Source organism: Pseudomonas sp. DD1, from assembly GCF_044510355.1.
GTDB lineage: Bacteria > Pseudomonadota > Gammaproteobacteria > Pseudomonadales > Pseudomonadaceae > Aquipseudomonas > Aquipseudomonas shahriarae.
The window spans coordinates 60,737-78,733 of the sequence record NZ_MSAJ01000001.1 but is presented as its reverse complement, the minus strand read 5'-3'; the positions used below and the strand labels follow the sequence as shown (position 1 = coordinate 78,733).

19 protein-coding genes are annotated in these 17,997 nt (G+C 62.1%); 12 read left to right on the top strand and 7 right to left on the bottom strand.

Translation table 11 applies throughout. The features are described from left to right. Positions 1 to 90: 90 nt before the first annotated feature. From ribBA to nrdR, 4 genes are read right to left on the bottom strand one after another with little or no spacing between them, the layout of a single operon-like run. Positions 91 to 1,182: a bifunctional 3,4-dihydroxy-2-butanone-4-phosphate synthase/GTP cyclohydrolase II gene (ribBA, locus tag PSFL_RS00445; protein WP_057438968.1), complete on the bottom strand. Its 1,092-nt coding sequence runs from the start codon at positions 1,180 to 1,182 to the stop codon at positions 91 to 93. A gap of 15 nt (positions 1,183 to 1,197) precedes the next feature. Then, positions 1,198 to 1,860, bottom strand: a complete 663-nt coding sequence (locus tag PSFL_RS00440; RefSeq protein WP_120734218.1) for a riboflavin synthase — start codon at positions 1,858 to 1,860, stop codon at positions 1,198 to 1,200. Positions 1,861 to 1,907: 47 nt separating this feature from the next. Continuing rightward, positions 1,908 to 3,044, bottom strand: a complete 1,137-nt coding sequence (gene ribD / locus PSFL_RS00435; RefSeq protein WP_397469542.1) for a bifunctional diaminohydroxyphosphoribosylaminopyrimidine deaminase/5-amino-6-(5-phosphoribosylamino)uracil reductase RibD — start codon at positions 3,042 to 3,044, stop codon at positions 1,908 to 1,910. Further along, positions 3,041 to 3,505 (bottom strand): transcriptional regulator NrdR, encoded by a 465-nt coding sequence (nrdR, locus tag PSFL_RS00430; protein WP_057439031.1) that lies wholly within the window; start codon positions 3,503 to 3,505, stop codon positions 3,041 to 3,043. The genes ribD and nrdR overlap by 4 nt, the downstream gene beginning before the upstream one ends. 139 nt (positions 3,506 to 3,644) lie before the next feature. Here nrdR and PSFL_RS00425 point away from each other — a divergent pair, with 139 nt between their 5' ends. The 4 genes from PSFL_RS00425 to trxA all read left to right on the top strand — a co-directional run bounded on the left by PSFL_RS00425 (position 3,645) and on the right by trxA (position 6,960). Continuing rightward, positions 3,645 to 4,100, top strand: a complete 456-nt coding sequence (locus PSFL_RS00425; RefSeq protein ID WP_057438965.1) for a YbaY family lipoprotein — start codon at positions 3,645 to 3,647, stop codon at positions 4,098 to 4,100. Beyond that, entirely contained in the window at positions 4,097 to 4,750 is a 654-nt protein-coding gene (locus PSFL_RS00420; RefSeq protein ID WP_057960747.1) for a methyltransferase, read from the top strand. The genes PSFL_RS00425 and PSFL_RS00420 overlap by 4 nt, the downstream gene beginning before the upstream one ends. Positions 4,751 to 5,013: 263 nt before the next feature. After that, positions 5,014 to 6,015 carry an Abi family protein gene (locus PSFL_RS00415; RefSeq protein WP_057960748.1) on the top strand — a complete coding sequence of 334 codons (1,002 nt, stop codon included), beginning with the start codon at positions 5,014 to 5,016 and terminating at the stop codon, positions 6,013 to 6,015. Positions 6,016 to 6,087: 72 nt separating this feature from the next. Next, on the top strand, positions 6,088 to 6,960 hold the full coding sequence (gene trxA / locus PSFL_RS00410; RefSeq protein ID WP_057960749.1) for a thioredoxin: 873 nt from the start codon (positions 6,088 to 6,090) through the stop codon (positions 6,958 to 6,960). Here the strand turns inward: trxA and PSFL_RS00405 are convergent. Next, positions 6,957 to 7,307 carry a hypothetical protein gene (locus PSFL_RS00405; protein WP_170043985.1) on the bottom strand — a complete coding sequence of 117 codons (351 nt, stop codon included), beginning with the start codon at positions 7,305 to 7,307 and terminating at the stop codon, positions 6,957 to 6,959. The two genes, trxA and PSFL_RS00405, sit on opposite strands and share 4 nt — an antisense overlap. Before the next feature lie 135 nt (positions 7,308 to 7,442). On the opposite strand from PSFL_RS00405, the gene PSFL_RS00400 reads away from it, so the two are divergent. From PSFL_RS00400 to PSFL_RS00380, 5 genes are all read left to right on the top strand, one after another. Continuing rightward, a complete protein-coding gene (locus tag PSFL_RS00400; protein WP_057438964.1) occupies positions 7,443 to 8,036 on the top strand; it encodes a DUF2796 domain-containing protein in 594 nt (197 codons plus the stop codon). A 135-nt stretch (positions 8,037 to 8,171) separates the two neighbouring features. Further along, positions 8,172 to 8,882: an ABC transporter ATP-binding protein gene (locus tag PSFL_RS00395; RefSeq protein WP_057438963.1), complete on the top strand. Its 711-nt coding sequence runs from the start codon at positions 8,172 to 8,174 to the stop codon at positions 8,880 to 8,882. 1 nt (position 8,883) lies between these two features. After that, positions 8,884 to 10,149 (top strand): ABC transporter permease, encoded by a 1,266-nt coding sequence (locus tag PSFL_RS00390; RefSeq protein ID WP_057960753.1) that lies wholly within the window; start codon positions 8,884 to 8,886, stop codon positions 10,147 to 10,149. Positions 10,150 to 10,160: 11 nt separating this feature from the next. Continuing rightward, entirely contained in the window at positions 10,161 to 10,679 is a 519-nt protein-coding gene (locus PSFL_RS00385) for a DUF3299 domain-containing protein (RefSeq protein ID WP_057438962.1), read from the top strand. Positions 10,680 to 10,823: 144 nt separating this feature from the next. Continuing rightward, positions 10,824 to 11,522, top strand: a complete 699-nt coding sequence (locus PSFL_RS00380; protein WP_169959831.1) for an OmpW family protein — start codon at positions 10,824 to 10,826, stop codon at positions 11,520 to 11,522. Between the two features lie 167 nt (positions 11,523 to 11,689). Here PSFL_RS00380 and PSFL_RS00375 read toward each other — a convergent pair whose 3' ends face one another. Together PSFL_RS00375 and PSFL_RS00370 are read right to left on the bottom strand one after the other, a co-directional pair. After that, a complete protein-coding gene (locus tag PSFL_RS00375; RefSeq protein ID WP_081044312.1) occupies positions 11,690 to 12,574 on the bottom strand; it encodes a sugar nucleotide-binding protein in 885 nt (294 codons plus the stop codon). Between the two features lie 119 nt (positions 12,575 to 12,693). Next, the gene (locus PSFL_RS00370; protein WP_397469541.1) at positions 12,694 to 14,769 is read right to left on the bottom strand and encodes a mechanosensitive ion channel family protein; all 2,076 of its coding nucleotides are present in this window, start codon (positions 14,767 to 14,769) and stop codon (positions 12,694 to 12,696) included. 226 nt (positions 14,770 to 14,995) lie between these two features. Here PSFL_RS00370 and PSFL_RS00365 point away from each other — a divergent pair, with 226 nt between their 5' ends. The 3 genes from PSFL_RS00365 to PSFL_RS00355 are packed head-to-tail and all read left to right on the top strand — an operon-like array spanning position 14,996 to position 17,995. After that, positions 14,996 to 15,775 (top strand): endonuclease/exonuclease/phosphatase family protein, encoded by a 780-nt coding sequence (locus PSFL_RS00365; RefSeq protein ID WP_397469540.1) that lies wholly within the window; start codon positions 14,996 to 14,998, stop codon positions 15,773 to 15,775. Beyond that, positions 15,772 to 17,049, top strand: coding sequence for a cardiolipin synthase ClsB (gene clsB / locus PSFL_RS00360; protein ID WP_057438958.1), 1,278 nt, complete (start codon positions 15,772 to 15,774; stop codon positions 17,047 to 17,049). Before PSFL_RS00365 ends, clsB begins: the two co-directional genes overlap by 4 nt. Continuing rightward, complete coding sequence (locus tag PSFL_RS00355) at positions 17,027 to 17,995, top strand: lysylphosphatidylglycerol synthase domain-containing protein (RefSeq protein WP_057960757.1); 969 nt, start codon at positions 17,027 to 17,029, stop codon at positions 17,993 to 17,995. Before clsB ends, PSFL_RS00355 begins: the two co-directional genes overlap by 23 nt. Positions 17,996 to 17,997 lie beyond the last annotated feature (2 nt).

The window sequence follows — 17,997 nt, the reverse complement described above, 5'->3', positions numbered from 1 at the left end:
TCGACAAATCTCTTAAAGAGCCGGGACGCGTATATGACGCGCCCCTTAGTGATATTTGAACCGCGAACAAGGAGCGATAATCGCCGGCCTTTATTCGGAGGGCACGTATTCTACTACTTCCAGGTCGAAACCGGATATCGCATTAAATTTCATGGGCGCGCTCATCAGGCGCATTTTACGCACGCCCAGGTCACGCAGGATCTGCGAGCCGGCGCCGACGATGCTGTAGGTGGTCGGTTTTTTCACCGGCACCTGGTCAGCGCTTTCGCGGATATGCGCCAGCAGCACATCACCATCCACCGGATTGCCCAGCAACAGCACGACACCGCTGCCCGCCGCGGAAACCGCAGCCATGGCGGCTCGCAGGCTCCACCGGCCCGGCTGCTTGACCATCAACAGGTCGCGCAACGGGTCCATGTTGTGCACCCGCACCAGGGTCGGCTCTTCGGCGCAGATGTTGCCCAGGGTCAGGGCCATATGCACGTCGCCTTCCACCGAATCACGGTAGGTCACCAGGTTGAAATGCCCCAGTTCGCTGTCCAGCGGCTGCTCGGCAATCCGCTGAACGGTACGTTCGTGGATCATCCGGTAGTGAATCAGGTCGGCGATGGTGCCGATCTTGATGTTGTGTTCGGCGGCAAAGGCTTCCAGTTCAGCGCGACGGGCCATGGTGCCGTCGTCGTTCATCACTTCGCAGATCACCCCGCTCGGCTCGAACCCGGCCATGCGCGCCAGATCGCAGGCGGCTTCGGTGTGGCCGGCACGGGCCAGGGTGCCACCCGGCTGGGCCATCAGCGGGAAGATATGGCCAGGGCTGACAATGTCTTCGGCCTTGGCATCTTTCGCGGCAGCGGCCTGCACGGTGCGGGCGCGGTCAGCGGCAGAGATGCCGGTGGTCACGCCGGTGGTCGCTTCAATCGAGACGGTGAACTTGGTGCCAAACCCCGAGCCATTGCGCGGCGACATCAGCGGCAGCTTGAGTAGTTCGCAGCGCTCGCGGCTCATGGGCATGCAGATCAGGCCACGGGCGTGCTTGGCCATGAAGTTGATGTGCTCAGGTTGGCACAACTCGGCGGCCATGATCAGGTCGCCTTCGTTCTCGCGGTCTTCGTCATCCATCAGGATGACCATCTTGCCTTGGCGGATATCGTCAACCAGTTCTTCGATGCTATTGAGCGCCACGCGGCACCCCCTTGGTCAGGATTTCAGGTAGCCGTTAGCGGCCAGAAAACTTTCGGTGATGTTACCGGCTGCAGGCTCTGCGGCCTTTTCGCCCAGCAGCAGGCGCTCCAGGTAACGGGCAAGCAAGTCCACTTCCAGGTTCACCCGGCGACCCGGCTGGTACGAGGCCATGATGGTTTCGCTGAGGGTGTGGGGAATGATGGTCAGTTCGAATTCGGCGCCATTTACGGCGTTCACGGTCAGGCTGGTGCCATCGACGGTGATCGAGCCTTTGTGGGCGATGTACTTGGCCAGTTCTTTCGGCGCACGGATGCGGAATTCCACGGCCCGCGCGTTTTCGCTGCGTGCCACCACTTCGCCGACGCCGTCGACATGGCCACTGACCAGGTGGCCGCCCAGACGGGTGGTCGGGGTCAGGGCTTTCTCCAGGTTGACCGGGCTGCCGGCCTTGAGGTCATTCATCGCGGTGCAGTCCAGGGTTTCCCGGCTGACATCGGCGGCAAAGCCATTGCCCGGCAGTTCGACGACCGTCAGGCATACGCCGCTGACGGCGATGCTGTCGCCCAGCTTGACGTCGCCGAGGTCCAGCTTGCCTGTTTCAACCAGCAGGCGCACGTCGCCACCTTTGGGGGTCATGGCGCGGATGCTGCCGATGGATTCGATAATGCCGGTGAACATGGCCTTCTCCTGGAAAACAGTGCGGGCGCCGGGGCGACCGGTCGCAATTATACGCTCGCTGGGGGGAGCGGAATGGCAGTGACTCGCCAGTCGTCGCCTACAGCGCGCATTTCAATGATCTTGAGTTGGGGGGCGTCGGCCAGTTTCTCAAGCGGCCAGTCCAGCAAGGGGCGGGCAGCGGAACCGAGGAATTTACCGGCGACGAAAATCACGTACTCGTCCACCAGGCCTTGCTGGGCAAACGCGCCGGCCAGGCTTGGCCCGGCTTCCACCAGCACCTCGTTGACGCCACGGGCCGCCAGTGCCACCAGCGCCGAGCGCAGGTCGACCTGGCCGTCGACACCCGGTACCACCAGGCATTCGGGGCCACGGGGGAACTGGTTTTCCGCAGTCACACAGGTGATGACCAGGGCCGGCCCGGCCTTGAAGAACGGCGCGTTGAGCGGCACCCGCAGGCGGCCGTCAATCAGCACGCGCAACGGTGGGCGCGACATGGCCAGGGCGGTGGTTTGCGGATCCAGGCCCAGTTCGGCGGCACGCACGGTCAGGCGCGCGCCATCGGCCAGCACAGTATCGGCGCCGGTCAGCACCACACTGGCCTCGGCCCGCAGGCGCTGCACGGCGGCGCGGGCGGCGGGGCCGGTGATCCACTGGCTCTCGCCACTGGCCATCGCGGTGCGCCCGTCCAGGCTCATCGCCAGCTTGACCCGCACAAACGGCAGGCCATGCTCCATGCGCTTGAGGAAGCCGGGGTTCAGGGCGCGTGCCTGGCTTTCCAGTACGCCGCTGAGCACCTCGATGCCGGCCTGGGCCAGACGCTGCATGCCACGCCCAGCCACTTCCGGATTCGGATCCTGCATACCCGCGACCACCCGCGCCACGCCAGCGGTCACCAGCGCATCGGCGCAGGGCGGCGTGTGGCCATAATGGCTGCACGGCTCGAGCGTCACATATACCGTGGCGCCACGGGCTTTATCGCCTGCGGCGCGCAAGGCGTTGGGCTCGGCATGGGGTTCGCCGGTGCGTTCATGCCAGCCTTCACCGACAATCTGCCCGTCGCGCACAATCACGCAGCCGACCCGAGGGTTGGGATGGGTGGTGTACAGGCCCTTGCGCGCCAGTTCGAGGGCACGGGCCATGTAATGGGCGTCGAGCACGGCCTGTTCTGCAGAATGAGGGTTCATTCTTTGACCGGCTCACGGGCCAGGCGGTCGATCTCTTCACGGAACTCATTGAGATCCTGGAAGCGTCGATACACCGAGGCGAAACGAATGTAGGCAACTTCGTCGAGCTTTTGCAGCTCGCCCATTACCAGTTCTCCAACCACCAGGCTCTTGACCTCGCGCTCACCGGTCGCCCGCAGCTTGTGCTTGATATGCGCCAGCGCCGCTTCCAGCCGCTCAACACTGACCGGGCGTTTTTCCAGGGCGCGCTGCATACCGGCGCGCAGTTTATCTTCGTCGAAGGGCTGGCGGCTGCCGTCGGACTTGATCAGACGGGGCAGTACCAGTTCGGCGGTTTCAAAGGTGGTGAAACGCTCACCGCAGGCCAGGCATTCGCGCCGGCGACGCACTTGGTCGCCCTCGGCGACCAGACGCGAGTCGATGACCTTGGTGTCGTTGGCACCGCAGAAGGGACAGTGCATGGTGGCAGGCAACAAAAAAAGGGAGGGCCATGGTAGCGCATCCCCGTGGCAAGACAAGCCATAGCCTTTACGGTATATAGGCTGACTATTATGTTTCTTATGTTCAGTTCACGGATTTTTGCCCTTTTTGGAGCCGTACATGCCGTTACGACCGCTGGTTTTACTCACAATGTTCAGTTTTCTGGTCGCCTGCAGCAGCGAAGCGCCAAAACCAGCCGCCCCGCAACCCACGCCGCAGCAAGAGAAAAAAATCCCCGGCCAGGAACCGCTGGGGCCATTGCCGGCCTACCAGCGTGAAGTGAGCGGCACCCTCACGGGTGTGCCCGCCGGCGCTGAAGTGGAGCTGGCACTGCTGGTGATCGACGAGCGCAGCCGCCCGCAACAACTGCTCGCCAGCAGCGTGCTGATCGGCAACAACAAACCATTGGCCTTCCGCCTGCGCTTCAACCCGCAAGCGTTTCCCGCCGGCGCCCGCGTTGAACTGCGTGGCCGCGCCAGCCAGTCCGGGCAGTTGATCCTGCACCTGCCGGCGGTGCGTATCGAGCAAGCTATCACCCAGACCACCGGGCCCCTGCAACTCGTGCGCGCCCCATGACGCCACCGCTGCACCTGCAACGGGCCTTGAGCGAACTGATCGGCGACGCGCAACTGCTGCCCTGCCCGTTGCCCGGCACCGACCTGTCGTTGTGGCTGCTGGACGCCGACAACATGGACCGCGCCTTCAGCCCCGAGGAAACCCGGCGCATCCTGCATGAGCCGCCCTACTGGAGCTTCTGCTGGGCCAGCGGCCTGGCATTGGCCCGCTACCTGGCCGCCAACCCCGAGTGGGTGGCGGGCAAGCGCGTCCTGGATTTTGGCGCCGGCTCCGGCGTGGCGGGAATTGCCGCAGTGAAAGCCGGCGCCCTGGAAGTGGTGGCCTGTGACCTGGACCCACTGGCGCTCGGCGCCTGCCGTGCGAATGCTGAACTCAATGGCGTGACCTTGGGCTATTCGGCGGACTTCTTTGCCGAAGCCGATCGTTTCGACCTGATCCTGGTGGCCGACGTGCTGTACGACCGGGCGAACCTGCCGCTGCTGGATCAATTCCTCACCCGCGGGCGCGAAGCGCTGGTCGCCGACTCGCGGGTACGGGATTTCCAGCATGCGGATTATCAGCGGCTGGGCATCCTCGAGGCGCTGACCCTGCCGGACCTGGCGGAGCCTTGGGAGTTTCGCAGGGTGAGTCTGTACCATTCACGACGCTAGGCCTCTCAGTTACAAATTTTCAGCAATAGAGTGGCTAAGACAGCGCCCGGCAGGACATGGAAAATAGCGTTCTCCCGCACGCGGCCTGGACGATCGACCTGCATGCATTTCCCCGTTTTTTCGCCGCTCAGCGCCCCTCCAAGGGCGTTGCAAAAACCTGGGCAGTTGCATAATCTGCTTGGCAATACACCCGCCATGCCTCTGGTTGCGCCAGCAACCAAGCACAAATTGTGCGGGTTTTTTATGCCTGCTGGTTTTCCAGCATGAGGGCGTTCGACAAACCAGCCCTTGATGTCCCGGCCCAGTTGGAGCTGCTCAAGTCTCGGGGCTTGATCATTGAAGATGAAACAGGCGCCCGGCGCTTCCTGCAATCGGTCAGTTTCTTTCGATTAAGCCCCTATATGCGGCCTTTCCAACAGTCGGAAGATATCGACCACCACTTCCATGCCGGCACCCATTTTCACCAGTTGGCACGACTCTACGATTTTGACCGTCGCCTGCGCCTATTGACCATGGATGCCATTGAGCGGGTCGAGATCGCCTCCCGTGCAGTCATCAGTAATCACATGGGCCCCACCTACGGCAGCCATTGGTACATCGACAGCCAGGCTTTTCACCCGACATTTGACCACCAGCGCCTGCTTGCAACGCTACACACCAGACAGTCTGTGGCGACCCGTGACTATGAACGCGAATGTTTGCGCGTCGACCGACTACACACAGACGACAATCGAAAAGACCATCTCAAGCGTCAAAGAGCCAAAGAAAGCTACGCGCGCCACTATCCAAATACCTATGACCACCCCTCTCTCATGCCGGGTTGGGCCATGCTGGAAGAGTTGACGCTGGGCGACCTCTCCCATCTCTACAAGGGCCTGGCCAAGGACGCGGATAAAAAAGCCGTTGCCAGGCGACTGGGGCTCCCCGCGCCACTGCTGCAGTCCTGGCTTCACACCTTGACCACTGTGCGAAACATGTGCGCCCATCACTCAAGAATGTGGAATCGGCAACTGGGTATTCGTCCTGAATTACCCAGGAAAGCCAACTTCCCGTGGCCAAACCATCTGCTCCAGCCAGGGCCCCATACCCGCATTTTTTCGACACTTTGCATGCTTAACCATTTGATGCATCAGATAAGCCCCCACACTCACTGGGACCAGCACCTTTATCACCTGATCAGCGACTTCCCCCACCTCAACCTAAAAGCGATGGGGTTCCCTCGTGACTGGTATCAGGACCCTTTTTGGCACGTATCTCGTGCTTGATCCTTGCGCTGCTTCCGATAGAGCCCGCCAGTCTTTATAGTTGCCCCATCCCACGCGTCATTGAGAACCTCCATGAGTGAGCCCACGCCGTACATTTTCGATGTCACCACCGCCACCTTCGATCAGGCTGTCATCGAAAATTCGTTCCACAAACCCGTGCTGGTGGATTTCTGGGCCGAGTGGTGTGCGCCGTGCAAGGCGTTGATGCCGCTGCTGGCGCAGATTGCCGAGAGTTATCAGGGCGAGTTGCTGCTGGCCAAGGTCGATTGCGAAGCCGAGCAGGATGTTGTCGCGCGCTTTGGCATTCGCAGCCTGCCGACCGTGGTGCTGTTCAAGGACGGCCAGCCGGTGGATGGGTTTGCCGGGGCGAAGCCGGAGTCTGAGATTCGCGCGCTGCTGGAGCCCCATGTGCAGATGCCGCCACCGGCTGAGGCGGACCCGCTGGAACAGGCCCAGGCGCTGTTTGCCGAAGGCCGCATCAGTGAGGCCGAGGCGGTGCTGGTGGCCTTGCTCGGTGAAGACAACACCAACGCCGCCGCGCTGATCCTCTACGCCCGCTGCCTGGCCGAACGCGGTGAACTGGGCGAGGCGCAGGCCGTGCTGGATGCGGTCAAGAGCGATGCTCACAAGGCCGCCCTCGCCGGCGCCAAGGCGCAGATCACGTTCCTGCGCCAGGCTGCCGACCTGCCGGATACCGCTGACCTCAAGGCCCGCCTGGCGCAAAACCCGCAGGACGATGAAGCGGCGTATCAACTGGCCGTGCAGCAATTGGCTCGCCAGCAATACGACGCGGCGCTGGAAGGCTTGCTCAAGTTGTTTATCCGCAACCGCAGCTACAACGAAGGCCTGCCGCACAAGACGCTGCTGCAAGTGTTCGAGTTGCTGGGCAACGACCACCCGCTGGTCACGGTGTATCGCCGCAAGTTGTTCGCCGCGCTGTACTAATCAGCGATCCAACTGTACTGCGGCGTATCCCCGCCGCTGGACACCTTCACCTTGGCGCTATGGCGCAGGCGCACCAACAGGCGCTTGCCCGCCGGGGCGCTGCCGGCCAGCCCTTCGAGGCGATCCGACAATTCCAACCCGCTGAGTTGCCCGGCCTCACGCAGCAGGTCCTGGGCGGCCTGCCACAGGCTCTCGTCCTGGTTGACCGGCGCCGGGGCAGCCGGTACTTCGCCCGTCACCGGCGTGGCCGTCTGCAGGTGCACGCCCAGCCGCGCCCAATCGCTGTCGTCCAGCTCCAGAGTCAAATCCACAGGCAGCTCGCCGATGGTTCCACGAATTCGCATCATTGCTCGTCCTCCAGCACTTTTCTGACGAGCATGCTCCCATGTGCCTTGCGCAACGCCAAGCAGGCGGTCAAACTCTCGACTCTTTTGTTATAAGATCACATAACAAAATCTTCATTCACGCCCTGGAGTCTCGCTATGCGCCGCCTGTTGCTCGCTTTGCCGTTTGCCCTGTTGCCACTGGCCGCCCAGGCCGCTGACGAACATAACCACGATCATGACCATGAACATGGCAGCCTGGACGCCCACGAGCACGGTGTTGGCCGCCTGAACGCGGTGCTGGACGGCAAGGCGCTGGAACTGGAGCTGGAAAGCCCGGCGATGAATCTGGTGGGCTTCGAGCACCTGGCCACCACCGACGCCGACAAAGCCAAGCTCGCCGCCGCCCGCAAGCAGTTGGAACAACCGCTGGTGCTGTTCAGCCTGCCCAAGGCCGCCGGTTGCGTGGTCAGTAGCCAGGAGCTGGAAAGCCCGCTGTTTGGCGACAAGCCAGACGATGATCATGACCACGCCACTGATGGCAAAGGCGCGGCCGCCCATGACCATGATCACAGCGAAATCCACGCCCACTACCAGTTCACCTGCGCCAGCCCCGCAGCGCTGAAAAACCTCGATCTGGCGAACATCTTCAAGACCTTCCCCGCCACCCAGAAAATTCAGGTACAACTGATCGGCCCGAGCGGCCAGCAGGGTGTTGAAGCGACGCCTCAGGCCGCGACCCTGAAATTCTGACTCCACACGGTTGATGTAGGAGCGGGCTTGCCTGCGATGCAGACGACGCGGTGGATCAGTGACACCGCGTCGATACCATCGCAGGCAAGCCCGCCTCCACAGTTGACCGCGCTCTGCAGGTGATACTGAGTTCCCATGACCCAAGCACTGATCGAACTGTCCGACCTGGGCTTTAACTGGCCCGGTCACCCCCAGTTGCTGGACATCCCGGCATTTCGCCTGGAGCCAGGGGAAACCCTGTTTCTGAAAGGCCCCAGCGGCAGTGGCAAAACCACCTTGCTCGGCCTGCTGGGTGGAGTGCAGATCCCCAATCGCGGCAGCATTCGCCTGCTGGGCCAGGAGTTGACCAAACTGTCGGCCGGCGCCCGCGATCGGTTTCGGGTCGACCACACCGGCTATATCTTCCAGCAGTTCAACCTGCTGCCGTTTCTCTCAGTCCGCGAGAACGTCGAACTGCCCTGCCATTTCTCCAAGCTACGCGCACAGCGGGCGATCCAGCGCCACGGCAGTGTCGACCAGGCCGCCGCTACCTTGCTCGCACACCTGGGCCTCAAGGACCCTGATTTGCTTGGGCGACGCGCCGATGCGCTGTCGATCGGCCAGCAACAACGGGTGGCCGCCGCCCGGGCATTGATCGGCCAGCCGGAACTGGTGATCGCCGACGAACCGACCTCGGCCCTGGACCACGACGCCCGGGAAGCCTTTCTTCAATTGTTGTTCGCCGAATGCCGCGAAGCGGGCGCCAGCCTGTTGTTCGTCAGCCATGACCAGAGCCTGGCTTCGCTGTTTGACCGCAACCTGTCGTTGGCCGAGCTTAATCGCGCCGCCACGCCGCTCGAGGTTTGAGATGTATTTGTTCCGTCTAGCCATGGCCAGCCTGGCAAACCGCCGCTTTACCGCGATCCTGACTGCATTCGCCATCGCCCTGTCGGTGTGCCTGCTGTTGGCGGTAGAGCGTGTGCGTACCGAGGCCCGCGCCAGCTTTGCCAGCACCATCAGCGGCACCGACCTGATCGTCGGCGCCCGCTCCGGCTCGGTCAACCTGCTGCTGTATTCGGTGTTTCGCATTGGCAACGCGACTAACAACATCCGCTGGGACAGCTTCGAGCACTTTGCCGCCAGCCCGCAGGTGAAATGGGCGATCCCCATGTCCCTGGGCGACTCCCATCGCGGTTACCGGGTGATGGGCACCACCCAAGCCTACTTCGAACACTACCAGTACGGCCGCAAACAGAACCTGCAACTGGCCAGTGGCCGCGCGTTTGATACCGACCCGTTTGAAGTGGTGCTCGGCGCCGAAGTGGCCGACGCCCTGCATTACAAGCTCGGCGACAAGCTGGTACTGGCCCACGGCGTGGCGGTGGTCAGCCTGGTCAAGCACGATGACAAACCCTTCACCGTGGTCGGTATCCTGCAACGCACCGGCACCCCGGTGGACCGCACGCTGCACATTAGCCTGGGCGGCATGGAAGCGATCCATATCGACTGGCACAACGGCGTGCCCGCCCAGGGCAAAGGCCGGATCAGTGCCGACCAGGCGCGCAATATGGACCTCACGCCGCAAGCCATTACCGCGTTTATGCTGGGTTTGAATAACAAGATCTCGACCTTTGCCCTGCAACGGCAGATCAACGAATTTCGCGGCGAGCCGATGCTGGCGATCCTCCCCGGCGTGGCCTTGCAAGAGTTATGGAGCATGATGGGCACCGCAGAAAAGGCGCTGTTCGTGATCTCGCTGTTTGTGGTGCTGACCGGATTGATCGGCATGCTCACCGCGATCCTCACCAGCCTCAATGAGCGCCGCCGGGAAATGGCGATCCTGCGCTCGGTGGGCGCACGACCGTGGCACATTGCGAGCCTGCTGATTTTCGAGGCCTTCGCCCTGGCGCTGGCCGGAGTGGTCGCGGGGGTTGGCCTGCTGTATGTGTGCATCGCCGCGTCCCGTGGCTATTTGCAGGCCAATTACGGCCTGGATCTGCCGCTCGCGCTGCCCAGCCCGTATGAATGGACGCTGCTCGCCGGTATTCTGGTCGCCGCCCTGCTGATGGGCAGCGTGCCGGCCTGGCGCGCCTATCGCCAATCGTTGGCCGATGGTCTGTCGATCCGTTTATAAGGAAGGCTTTGATGCGCCGTGCCCTGCTTGCGCTGTTACTGATGGTGGCCCTGCCCGCCTGGGCCGAGGCGCCCCGAGACTTGTCATGGCAAGAAATGATTCCGCCGGATGCCCCGGTGGAAGTGCCGAACATGACACCGCTGCACAACCTGTCGAACATGGCCGACGCCCTGGCGGCGGAAGCTGCGCCAGCGGCCAAACAGGATTTGCCCAACGCGCCGGTGGTAGCCACCCTCAACGGCCAGCATATCCGCCTGCCGGGCTACATCGTGCCGCTGGAGGTCAGCGAGGAAGGCCGCACCACTGAGTTTCTGCTGGTGCCGTACTTCGGCGCCTGCATCCACGTGCCGCCCCCGCCGTCGAACCAGATCGTGCATGTGCGCAGTGAGATCGGCGTGAAGCTGGAAGAGTTGTACCAGCCGTACTGGATCGAAGGCCAGATGCAGGTCAAGCCGTCTACCAGCGAACTGGCGGATGCTGGCTATCAGATGGACGCCGAGAAGATCTACATCTACGAGTTGCCGAACTAAACCCCGCCCTCAATAGCACCGCTATTGCAATGTGGGCGCGGTGTATTTGGCTGATCGCCGTTTCATTGAGCTGAGTCAAAGGCCCGGCCGCAACGATCTTTACCATTGGACACAGCCAACTAAAAACGTCCTTTGGAGCCACTCATGCACAAGTCACTGCTCAGCGCTTCCCTCTTCGCGCTTGCACTCGCCGCCCCTATCGCCCACGCCCACGAGGCTGGCGACATCCTCGTTCGCGCCGGTGCTATCACCGTTAACCCAAAGGCCGACAGCGGCAGCGTCAAGGTTGACCAGGGCCCATTGGCCGGCACCAACCTGGGTGGCAAGGCGACCATGAGCAGCGACACGCAGTTGGGTCTGAACTTCGCCTACATGCTGACCAACCACGTCGGTATCGAGCTGCTGGCCGCCACCCCGTTCGAGCATGATGTGAAGATCAAGAACACCGGCCTCGACGCTGCCAACGGCAAGCTCGGTACCCTCAAGCACCTGCCACCAACCCTGAGCGTGGTGTACTACCCGCTGGACAGCAAGTCGGCGTTCCAGCCTTACGTCGGTGCCGGTATCAACTACACCTGGATCTATGACGAACACGTTGGCAGCAGCGCCCAGGGCCAAGGTTTCAACAACTTCAAGGCCGAGAACTCCTGGGGTTGGGCCGCGCAGGTCGGCATGGACTACATGATCAACGACAAGTGGATGATCAACGGTCAGGTGCGCTATATCGACATCAGCACCAAGGCCACCGTAGAGAACAGTGCTCTGCCAGCGGGTACCCGCGCCAAGGTCAATGTGGACGTGGATCCGATGGTCTACATGGTCGGTATCGGCTACAAGTTCTAAACCCGACGTAACAAACGCCAAACAACAATGTGGGAGCTGGCTTGTATGGGAGCTGGCTTGCCTGCGACAGCATCACCTCAGTGTCTTTGATAGACCGGGGTGTCTGCATCGCAGGCAAGCCAGCTCCTACACAAGCCGGGCTCCCACATTTTTTTGTGTTCAGTCAGCTAGTGATGCCGGTAGAAGCGATCGAGCAACGCCGGCAGTCCCGCACGCCACGCCCGTGGCTTGATGCCAAATGTATGCAGGATCTTCTTGCAGGCCAGCACCGCATGTTGCGGCTCGTCGGCGGCATCCGGCCGCGCGGCATGGGCTTGGGCCGTCGGCGCTTCGACCGCCAGCGCATGGAAGTTACGCGCTTCGCTGAGGATCGCCTGGCCAAGGGCCACAGGCGTGGTCGCCTCTTGCCCCGCATAGTGGTAGGTGCCCCACAACGGTGCCGCACAATCGAGTTGCTTAAGCACCGAGATGATCACCCGTGCCGCATCGTCCACCGGTGTCGGGTTACCCCGTCGATCGTCGGCCAGCAACAACTCCTCGGTTTTCTCGGCACGCGCCAGAAAACGTCCCAGCGTGCCATCGACGCTGTCATCGAGCAACCAGCCAAAACGCAGCAGCACATGCTGCGGGCAGGTAGCGCGCACACTCTGTTCAATGCGCCATAGCGCCTGGCCACGCAGGCCCAGGGGCACCGGCTCGTCTTTTTCGCTGTAGGCGGTGGCGCGCGAGCCATCAAACACCCGGTAGCTGGAAGGTTGCAGCAGCGTGATGCTGTGGTGCTGGCACAATTCCGCCAGGCGCTCGACGGCGGATTCCTGCCCGGCCAGGCGAACCTCGTTCACGCTCTCGGCCTGGAACCAGTCGAAATAATAGGCGAGGTTGATCAAGGCATCGGGACGGGTGTCGTCGAGCAACTGGGTAAGGCTGGCGGCATCCCAGCCGTCTTGGGGCGGGCGCGGGGCGAGGAAACCGATATCTTCCTCCGCACCGAGGCGAATCAGCGCTTGCCCGAGAGCATTCCCGCCGCCCAGTAACATAAGGCGCATTCGCATAGATTGAGCAGGCCCGGTCTGTTTGGAACGATGGCTAGTATCGACAGGCGGTGATGCCATGCCGTAGGTGTTTACCAGAATCGTTGCATTTTGCGGGTTTGTAGCGCAACCGTCACTTACTAAGTGGCTTTGGGCAGCGCGCCCTCCTCCTCAATCTGCGCCACACGCTGCGGCAAAAGCACCGGCTGTGGATAAGTTTGCGCGAAGTGTACTGCGGGGCAGTTATCCACAAGCTTTTTCAGACGCTGGTTGAAAGCGCGACTGACCGCGTACTGCCCACCGGACACCGTACGGAACTGCGCCGTCAGGACCACGCCATTGAGGTCCATCTTATCGACCCCAAACACTTCCAGCGGGCCTTGCAGGTTGTACTTGAGGAACACATCGTCGCGAATCGACTGCCCGGCTTCGCGGATCAGTTCCACGGCCTCGTCCACGTCGGTGTCATAGGTGAACTGCACCGAGAAGAACGCATAGGCAAATTGCCGCGACTGGTTGGTGACCGCCTTGATCTGGCCAAACGGCACCGAATGCACAAAGCCCTTGCCGTCGCGCAGGCGCAGGGTGCGGATGGTCAGGCCCTCCACCGTACCGGCGTGGCCGGAGTCGAGCACTACCCAGTCGCCGATGGACAAGGTGTCTTCGATGATGATGAACAACCCGGTGATCACATCCTGCACCAATTGCTGGGAGCCAAAACCGATGGCCAGCCCGACCACTCCGGCACCGGCCAGCAGGGGCGCGACGTTGATCCCCAGGTTGGCCATGGTGGTGATGGCGCAAATCACCACCAGGATGATCTTCACCGCATTGCGCAACAGCGGCAGGATGGTCTTGACCCGCGTGCTCGGTTGGCGGCTGGAGCGTTTGCTGGCTGGTGGCTTCAGTGCTTCCTGGATAGCGGTGTCGAGCACCACCCAGAACAACCAGGTCATCAACAGGATCAGGCCGATGCTGCTCAGGGAGTCGCTGATCGCCCGGCCCACGGCGTTGCGTTGAGCAAACTCGAACAGCGACACGCCCCAGATGCGCCCGAGGATCTCGATAAACGCGATGGCCATCACCATGCGCAACAGTGCGTGCAGCAAGCTGAGGAAGCGTTCCTTGTAGGCACTGCTGCGCTGGATCGTCGCCGAGCTGCGGGACTTGAACAAATGCTGCAACACGGTGCTGAGAAACACTGTGCCGATCAGCAAAACAGTGGTGAACAGTGCGCAACGCAGGGCTTTCTGGCTGTCTTCACCAGCGCCGATCAGGTTGATCGCCGAGACCAGCACCATCAGCAGGATCGGCCAGAACCACAACCCGGAAAAAATCCGCAGCGACTCCTGCAACGCCGGCTGCTTCAAACGCTGGGCCAACGGCCGATTGCGGATCAGGTGCGCCACGGGCCGGCGGAGACGCACCACCATCAGGCCAAAAATCACCGACGCCACCAAACCGGTAAACACCGCGATGCTGCTGGTGATATTGCCGCCCAACTGGCGGGCGATCTGCGGGCTGGTCAGGGCATCGCTGAGGGCGGCCAGAAAGCCGATCAGAAACAGTGGCGCGGGGCAGTACTGACGAATTATGCGTACCGCCGGGCGCTTGTGTCCGACGTTGAACATGACGATTACGCACAGCAAAACGGAAGTGGAGAAAATACCGCTACTGGTGGCGTAGGCAAAACACAGCGCCAGCGCGCGGCCCACGGAAGCTTGCAGGAAATGACTAAAGTACAGAGTCAGCGGCAGGCAGATCAGCGCCGGAACCGTGTAGGGAATCACATAGCCCAATAACGCCTGGAGGCGCTGACGCGGCTGGATAAAGCGCTGTCGACTCAAGCGGGCGACCAACCAGCGTCCTGCCAGGGTCAGAAGGGCGAAGGCGCCGATCCACACGCCGGACAACATCAGGAAGTCCCTGACCACGCTCCACGGCGAGCGTTCCGACGTCTGGTCGACCAGACGCCCTACCTCAGCGGCGGCCCGATCGGCCCGCAGGCGCCAGGCAGCCACCAGGTTCTGGTTGAGGTCGAGCTTTTCCTGGACGTCATCAATGCTGGAACTGATCGCCCCCAACAGGCCGCCCTCGACCAGCAGTTCCGGCTTGGCCGGTGCTTGCGGCTCGGGGGCGGGATCGGCGGCCAATAGCGCGCCATTGCCACCCATCAGCAGCGCGCCGAGTAGCAGTGCAGTCTTAAAATTCAGCAAAACTCCGGGCTCCTTTCAGAAGGGTCTGTAAGGAACTGACGGATATATGCCGGGCAAGTTCGGTTTGGCTTGTAACCAATCCTGCGCAGTGGGCCATGAAAATCCTGCGCAGCGCCGTTCACGCCATGGATGTGCCGTTTGTAGGACCGTCGAAACTTTCCTTCGAACACCACAGTCAGCCATTAACGAACGGAGGCCACTGCCCCGCCAACCCACGGGAGCCACCATGGCTGTGATTCCAGAATGGGTGCCTGTCACGCCCAGCGCTGCCATCACCCGCTTCAAGGTGCTGACGGTCAATACTCATAAGGGCTTCACTGCCCTCAATCGACACTTCATCCTGCCGGAATTGCGCGAGGCGGTGCGCGGCGTGGCTGCCGATGTGGTGTTCCTGCAGGAGGTGCATGGCACCCATGAGCACCACCCCCGGCGCTACAGCAACTGGCCGAGCATGCCGCAGTACGAGTTTCTCGCCGACAGTATCTGGCCGCAGTTCGCCTACGGGCGCAACGCGGTGTACCCCCATGGCGACCACGGCAATGCATTGCTGTCGAAATTCCAGATCATTCGCTATGACAACCTCGACATCTCCCAGAGCGGTCACGAAAGCCGCGGGCTATTGCATTGTGTGTTGCGCCTGCCCGGCACCGGCCGGGAGGTGCATGCCATTTGCGTACACCTGGGACTGCGCGAGGTTCACCGCCAACAGCAGCTGAAACTGCTGGCGCAGCGGGTCGCCGAGATCCCCGGCGAAGCACCGTTGATCGTCGCCGGCGACTTCAATGACTGGCGCCAGCAGGCTGACCTGAGCCACAGCGGCCTGCAGGAAGTGTTCGTGCAAGCCCACGGTAAACCGGCCCGTACGTTTCCGGCGCGCCTGCCACTGCTGGCACTGGACCGCATTTATGTGCGCAACCTCAAGGTCCATCAGCCGCAAGTGCTGACAACTCGCCCCTGGTCGCACCTGTCGGATCACGCGCCGCTGTCGGTGGAGATTGAGTTATGAACGGCGCCGTGGAACACATCGCCACCGATCAGCCACCAGATGACACCAGGGCCAGGGATCTGGACTACGCCTGGCAGCCCGGCAACCAAGTGGAGTTGCTGGAAAACGGTGAGGCGTACTTCCCCAAGGTATTCGAGGCCCTGCGCCAGGCTCGCCAGGAAATCCTCCTGGAGACCTTTATTCTGTTCGAGGACAAGGTCGGTCATGAACTGCACGGGATTCTGATCGAGGCCGCACAGCGCGGGGTGAAGGTGGTGGTCAGCCTTGATGGCTTTGGCTGTGGCGAACTGAGCCCGGGGTTTCTCGGCGAATTGGCCCAGGCCGGGGTCACGGTGCAGATGTTTGACCCGGCGCCCAAGACCCTGGGGTTTCGCACCAACTGGTTTCGCCGCTTGCACCGCAAGATCGTGGTGGTAGATGCCACGGTGGGGTTTATCGGCGGGATCAATTTTTCCGCCGACCACCTGGCGGACTTCGGGCCCGAGGCCAAGCAGGATTATGCGGTGCAGGTGATCGGGCCGGCCGTGGCCGACTTGCATCACTTTGCCCTGGCACAAAGCGGGCGCCCGGTGCGTACGCGGCGTGGCTGGCGACGTCAGCAACGGCCTGCCTGGGCTACAGAGGAAGGTGATGGCCTGGTACGCCTGATCTACCGCGACAACCTGCAACACCGCTCCGATATCGAAGAAGCCTACCTGCACGCCCTGCGCCACGCCCGCCAGCGCGTGGTGATCGCCAATGCCTATTTCTTCCCCGGTTATCGTCTGCTGCGCGAACTGCGCAATGCCGCGCGGCGTGGGGTGCAGGTGCAACTGATCATGCAGGGCCAGCCCGATGTGCTGCTGGCCAAGCTGGCGGCTCGCATGCTCTACGACTACCTGCTCAAGGAAGGCGTGGTGATCCACGAATATTGCCAGCGCCCGTTGCACGGCAAGGTAGCCCTGGTGGACGAAGCCTGGAGCACCGTGGGCTCGAGCAACCTCGACCCGTTGAGCCTGTCGTTGAACCTGGAAGCCAACGTGCTGATTCATGACCGGGGGTTCAATCAACAGTTGTTCGAGCGCCTGGAAGACTTGAGCCGCAACCACTGCAAGACCATGCCGGAAAACCGTACCCCACGCGGCTGGTTATGGCGGGTGACCGTGGGGTTTGTGGTGTTCCATGTGCTGCGACATTTCCCGGCCTGGACCGGCTGGTTGCCTGCCCATAAACCGCGCTTGAAACCCTTTGTCCATGACCGGAGCCAGGACCATGAGCCAAGCCCACACGGCTGATGCCAGCCCCCGCGGTTTCAAGCGCTGGAAGAAACCGCTGACCATCGCGTTCTTTCTGCTGCTGATCGTGCTCTTCACCCTGCTCGCCCGGCGTATCGACTGGAGCGAGGTGTTCGACACCCTCGGCGACTTCAAGCTGCGCACCTTGTGGATCGCCGCCGGGCTGACCCTGTGCAGTTTCCTGGTGTATGCGTGCTTTGACCTGATCGGCCGCACCTACATCCGCCAGCCCTTGCGCTGGAAGCAGATCCTGCCGGTGGGCATCATCAGCTATGCGTTCAACCTCAACCTCAGCGCCTGGGTCGGCGGGATTGCCATGCGCTATCGGCTGTATTCGCGGCTGGGGGTGAGCAACGGCAATATCGCAAAAATCCTCGGCTTGAGCCTGGCCACCAATTGGTTTGGCTATATGGCCCTGGCCGGCGTGGTGTTCAGCAGCGGCCTGGTGACGATGCCACCGGGCTGGAAGCTCAGTAGCGGCGCGCTGCAAGGGGTTGGCGTGTTGCTGATCGTTGCGAGCCTCGGCTATCTGGCTGCGTGTCAGTTCTCGAAGAAGCGCGCCTGGTCGATTCGCGGGATCGAGATCAACCTGCCGTCGCTGCGCATGGCGTGTCTGCAACTGGCGCTCGGCGCGTTGAACTGGTCGCTGATGGCGGCCGTGATTTTCACCTTGCTGCCGGCGAAGCTGGACTACCCGCTGGTGCTGGGGGTGTTGCTGATCAGCGCGATCGCCGGCGTGCTGACGCATATTCCGGCCGGCCTTGGCGTGCTGGAAGCGGTGTTTATCGCGCTGCTGCAACATGAAGCGTCACGGGGCAGCCTGCTCGCCGGATTGATTGCCTACCGGGCGATCTATTTTATTTTGCCGCTGCTGGTAGCGCTGCTGATGTACCTCACGGTGGAGGCGAAGGCCAAGGCCTTGCGGGTGAAGAAAACACCCGCGTGAAA